The organism is Mesorhizobium sp. M7A.F.Ca.CA.002.05.1.1 (assembly GCF_003998335.1).
Lineage (GTDB): Bacteria > Pseudomonadota > Alphaproteobacteria > Rhizobiales > Rhizobiaceae > Mesorhizobium.
Map to the genome: position 1 here is coordinate 1 of NZ_RZQI01000437.1, position 4897 is coordinate 4897.

Genomic DNA, 4897 nt, shown 5'->3' on the forward strand with positions numbered 1-4897 from the left:
GGTCGCAGCAGGACGAGCCGGCGCGCTCGCTCTGCCCACGCGTCGCGCGGTGCTGGCGACCGGCGGCGTCGGCGGGCTGTTTTGCGACACGACAAACCCCGCTGGCTCATGGGGTCACGGGCTGGCGCTCGCCGCATGGGCGGGGGCGGAACTCGCCGACTTGGAATTCATACAGTTCCATCCAACTGCGCTCGACGGTCCGCGCCGGCCGATGCCGCTGGTGAGCGAAGCCGTGCGTGGCGAAGGCGCGGTGCTCATCGATGAGCGAGGAGAGCGCTTCCTCGCCGACACACCTGGCGGTGAACTTGCGCCTCGCGACGTCGTAGCGCGCGCCATTTGGCACCAGCTTGCCGTTGGACGCCGCGTATTCCTGGACGCACGGCAAAGTCTCGGCCCGAGATTTGGCAAGCGTTTTCCAGGCATCGCCGAATTGTGCCGGAGCGCAGGAATCGACCCCGCGACCGACCTGATCCCGGTGCGCCCGGCGGCACATTATCACATGGGCGGCGTCGCCGTAGACAGCGCCGGCCGCAGCTCCATCGAGGGATTGTGGGCCTGCGGTGAGGTGGCCTGTACCGGCCTGCACGGCGCCAACCGCCTGGCCAGCAACTCGCTCACCGAAGCGGCGGTCACCGCGAGCTGGGTTGCCGAAAGCGTTGCCGGCACGTCGTATACCCGGCGACCGCGCAGATGCTCCACATTCGTCCCTCCACGACCAGACGCTTCCGTGGTCCGCCCGATTGTCTCCGCCGCCCTGGGTATCATCCGCGACGGCGAGGCAATGCGCGAAGCGGTGGCGACCCTGCTGCCGATCGCAGCCAATAGTGTCGCTGCCTCTGGTCCGGCTTTGGTCTCACTGATGATCGCCGCGGCGGCCCTGAGGCGGGAAGAGAGTCGAGGCGCGCACTGTCGGTCCGATTTCCCGCTCCACGATGCCAACGTGCGCCCATCACGGCTGACACTGCACAGCGCAATGCGGGCCGCGGCCGCACTCGATTGCCGGGCTACCATACGGAGCACTTGATATGACTTCATTCTCCCCCCTCCCCGCGACCCTGATCGAACCGATTGTGCGCATTGCGCTCCTCGAAGACCTGGGCAGATCCGGCGACCTGACCACCGATGCGGTTATCCCGTATGATTGCACTGCCACGTTGGTGCTCAAAGCGAGGCAGGCGGGCGTCGTTGCCGGGCTCGATCTGGTCTCGTATGCCTTCCTTCTCGTGGAACCGGCGATCAACATCCAGATCTGGCGCCCTGATGGCAGCGAGGTTGGGGCCGGGGAAACCATTGCAAGATTGTCCGGACCCGCACGAGGCCTGCTCACGGCCGAACGCACGGCCCTCAATTTCTTATGCCGGCTGAGCGGCATTGCCACTGCCACAGCGGCCATGGTTGAGGCCGTGCGCGGTCACAAGGCGAGGATTGTATCGACGCGAAAGACGACGCCCGGGCTGCGGGCATTGGAGAAATACGCCGTGCGCGTCGGCGGCGGTGCCAATCACCGGTTCGGCCTCGATGACGGCGTGCTCATAAAGGACAACCACATCGCGATCGCCGGCGATATCCGCACAGCAATAGAGCGGGCGCGCGCCGCAGCAGGGCATATGGTGAAGGTCGAGGTCGAGGTCGACACGCTGAAGCAGCTCGATGCAGCGCTCGCGATTGGTGTTGACGCGGTGCTGCTCGACAATATGTCGGTCGAGGATCTTGCCCGCGCGGTTTCTATAGTGGATGGCCGTACGATCACCGAGGCGTCCGGTCGGGTGATGCCGAAAACGGCGGCGGCGATTGCGGCGACCGGTGTCGATCTCATCTCCATGGGTTGGCTGACGCACAGCGCCCCGATCCTCGACATCGGCCTGGACATGCCGGACCACCAGAACATCTGCAAGCACTTGAACTGAGGATTACGGCGTGAGGAGCAACATCAGCTCGGCAGGCGTAGGAGGTGCTGGAAAGACGTGCCGCAGCTCGCCTTTAGCGAGTGCGCCCCAAAGCCAAGAAGGCGTACCGGACTAGCAAACAAAGGTTTGACGATGACGATTGGAATGAACTCGGAGTTCGACGTGAACCAGACCATGCAATTGGTCGATGGAACGCCTCCGCGATGGAACCGCAAAGAGGCCGAGGCCATCTACGGCATGCCATTCAACGATCTGCTGTTCCTAGCTCAGACGATCCACCGCCAGAACTTCGATCGAAACCGAGTGCAGCTGTCGCGGCTCCTTAGCATCAAGACCGGCGGGTGCCCTGAAGATTGCGGCTATTGCAGCCAGTCTGCGCATTACGAAACCGGTGTGAAGGCGTCGAAGCTGGTGGACGTCAAGCATGTCATCGACGAAGCGGCCAAGGCGCGTGATGGCGGCGCAACGCGCTATTGCATGGGCGCGGCGTGGCGAATTCCCAAGGAGCGCGACATGGACGTTGTGGTCGCCATGATTGAGGGCGTCAAGGCCCTCGGCATGGAGACCTGCATGACGCTCGGCATGCTCGATCTTGAGCAAGCTGCTCGCCTGAAGCAGGCCGGTCTCGACTACTATAACCACAACATCGATACCTCTGAGCGCTACTATGGCGAGGTTATTTCAACCAGGACTTTTGCCGACCGGCTGGAAACGCTTGGGCACGTGCGCGCGGTTGGGATGAAAGTCTGCTGCGGCGGCATTGTCGGGATGGGAGAAGAAAAGACCGATCGCATCGACATGCTGGTCACGCTCGCGAACCTGCCCGAGCCGCCGGAAAGCGTGCCGATCAACATGCTTATTCCCATCGAAGGCACGCCGCTTGCCGCGGCCGACGCCATCGATCCGATCGATTTCGTCCGCATCGTTGCGCTCGCGCGGGTGATGATGCCGAAATCCTATGTAAGGCTGTCCGCCGGCAGGACGGCGATGAGCGACGAAACGCAGGCGCTGTGCTTCTTTGCCGGCGCCAATTCGATCTTTGTCGGCGACACGCTGCTGACGGCGGGAAATCCCGGCGAGGACAAGGATACCCTTCTGTTCCGGCGCCTCGGCATTGAGCCTATGGAACTCGCCACGCAATGAAGGAGGCAATTCTTGCCCGCTATGACGCAACCTTGCGGGGACTGGGGCGCAAGGACCGGTTACGGACGCTCGCACCGCGCGCCGGGCTCGACTTCTCGTCGAACGACTATATCGGACTTGCCGCCTCCAAAAGACTCGGCGATGCGGTTTCGACGGCGATTGCGCGGGGCACGCCAGTGGGCGCAACCGGATCGCGGCTGTTGCGCGGCAATGCACCGGAACATGAGCAACTGGAGGCGGACGCAGCGGCATTTTTCGGAGCCGAGCGTGCACTGTTCTTCGGCAGCGGCTATATCGCCAACTTCGCTCTGCTGACGGCCCTGCCGCAGAAAGGCGACCTGCTGGTCCTCGACGAGCTCGCTCATGCCAGCATGCATGAGGGTGCCCAAGCCGGGCGCGCTGAGTTCAAGCTGGCCGCGCACAACGACGTCGACGCTGTCGAGGACGCAATCACCCGCTGGCGCGCCGAAGGCGGCATGGGGCGGGTGTGGATCGCCTTCGAAAGCCTTTACAGCATGGATGGCGACCGTGCGCCGATGGAGAGCCTGGTCGCGCTGGCTGATCGGTACCAGGCATTCATCGTCGTCGATGAAGCGCATGCCACCGGCGTCTGGGGGCCGTACGGCCGGGGACTGGCCGCCGCGTATGAAGGCCGCGACAACATCGTCACGCTCCACACATGCGGCAAGGCGCTTGGCGCATCCGGCGCGCTCGTTACCGGACCGCGAACACTCTGCGACTATCTTATCAACCGGTGCCGGCCATTCATCTATGCGACCGCACCATCGCCGCTGATGGCAGTCGTGGCACGTGAGGCGCTGACTATTCTGTCTGACGAGCCTATGCGTCGTGCTCAGTTGCACGAGCGTGTCGCTTTCGCGAGCCGGCAATTGGCCGAACGCTGCGGCGTGATGCCCAGCGGCTCGCAGATCCAGCCGCTTGTGATCGGCGATAACAGCCGCACCATGGCGGTGGCGGCAGGACTGCAGGCACGCGGCTTCGACATACGCGGCATTCGCCCGCCGACAGTGCCTGAGGGTACGTCGCGCCTGCGCATTTCGCTGACTCTCAACGTCGACGAAGCCGACATTTCCGCCATGGTCGAGGCTCTCGTCGGAGTGTTGGCCACAGCATGACCAAACGCATCGTCGTCACCGGAACAGACACTGGAATTGGCAAGACAGTGTTTTCGGCCGGACTTGCCGGGCTGCTCGACGGCTTCTACTGGAAGCCGGTGCAATCGGGCCTCAACGAGGAGACCGACAGCGAGGTCGTCGCCCGGCTTTCCGGCTTGCCCGACGGACGCGTGCTGCCCGAAGTCTATCGACTGACGATGCCGCTGTCGCCGCATCGATCAGCCGAAATCGACGGCGTCGCGATCGAGGCCGACGATCTTTCATTTCCGGTCCTGCCGACACCGCTCGTCATCGAAGGCGCCGGCGGGCTGATGGTGCCGCTCAATCGACAGACAAGGTTCATTGACATATTCGAACAATGGCGGCTGCCGGTCATACTGTGCGCCCGCACCGCGCTTGGCACCATCAATCATACGCTGTTGTCGATCGAGGCCCTGAAAGCCCGCTCCATCCCGCTCATCGGCATTGCCTTCATTGGCGAAGAGGTGGCCGATACACAAAGGACAATCGTGGAATTCGGCGGCGTGCCGCAGCTGGGCAGGCTGCCGCACCTCGGTCCGCTGACGGGTGAAACGTTGAGAGATGCAATGATTTCCGGCTTCGACCTGGCCATGATTGCCGGAGGCGACTGATGGCGGAGTCTCGAGTCTGGCATCCGTTCACGCAGCACGCGCTAGAGCCCTCGGTCCCTGAAATCGTGCTGACTGAAGG

The 4897-nt window shown here is 63.4% G+C and carries 5 protein-coding genes; all 5 read left to right on the forward strand.

From position 1 onward, the window contains the following. A partial coding sequence (locus tag EN939_RS20870) for an FAD-binding protein (protein ID WP_127269491.1) occupies positions 1-1024 on the forward strand: 1024 nt, incomplete at its 5' end. 1 nt (position 1025) lies between these two features. Beyond that, positions 1026-1907 (forward strand): carboxylating nicotinate-nucleotide diphosphorylase, encoded by an 882-nt coding sequence (nadC, locus tag EN939_RS20875; protein ID WP_127269492.1) that lies wholly within the window; start codon positions 1026-1028, stop codon positions 1905-1907. Positions 1908-2081: 174 nt separating this feature from the next. Next, positions 2082-3050 (forward strand): biotin synthase BioB, encoded by a 969-nt coding sequence (gene bioB, locus EN939_RS20880; RefSeq protein ID WP_236383478.1) that lies wholly within the window; start codon positions 2082-2084, stop codon positions 3048-3050. Beyond that, positions 3047-4186 (forward strand): 8-amino-7-oxononanoate synthase, encoded by a 1140-nt coding sequence (locus EN939_RS20885; protein WP_127269494.1) that lies wholly within the window; start codon positions 3047-3049, stop codon positions 4184-4186. The genes bioB and EN939_RS20885 overlap by 4 nt, the downstream gene beginning before the upstream one ends. Beyond that, on the forward strand, positions 4183-4818 hold the full coding sequence (gene bioD / locus EN939_RS20890) for a dethiobiotin synthase (protein WP_127269495.1): 636 nt from the start codon (positions 4183-4185) through the stop codon (positions 4816-4818). Before EN939_RS20885 ends, bioD begins: the two co-directional genes overlap by 4 nt. Positions 4819-4897: the final 79 nt, after the last annotated feature.

Coding starts and splice junctions, on each gene's coding strand:
- nadC (WP_127269492.1), top strand. CDS start 1,026: ATGACTTCATTCTCCCCCCTCCCCGCGACCCTGATCGAACCGATTGTG.
- bioB (WP_236383478.1), top strand. CDS start 2,082: ATGCAATTGGTCGATGGAACGCCTCCGCGATGGAACCGCAAAGAGGCC.
- EN939_RS20885 (WP_127269494.1), top strand. CDS start 3,047: ATGAAGGAGGCAATTCTTGCCCGCTATGACGCAACCTTGCGGGGACTG.
- bioD (WP_127269495.1), top strand. CDS start 4,183: ATGACCAAACGCATCGTCGTCACCGGAACAGACACTGGAATTGGCAAG.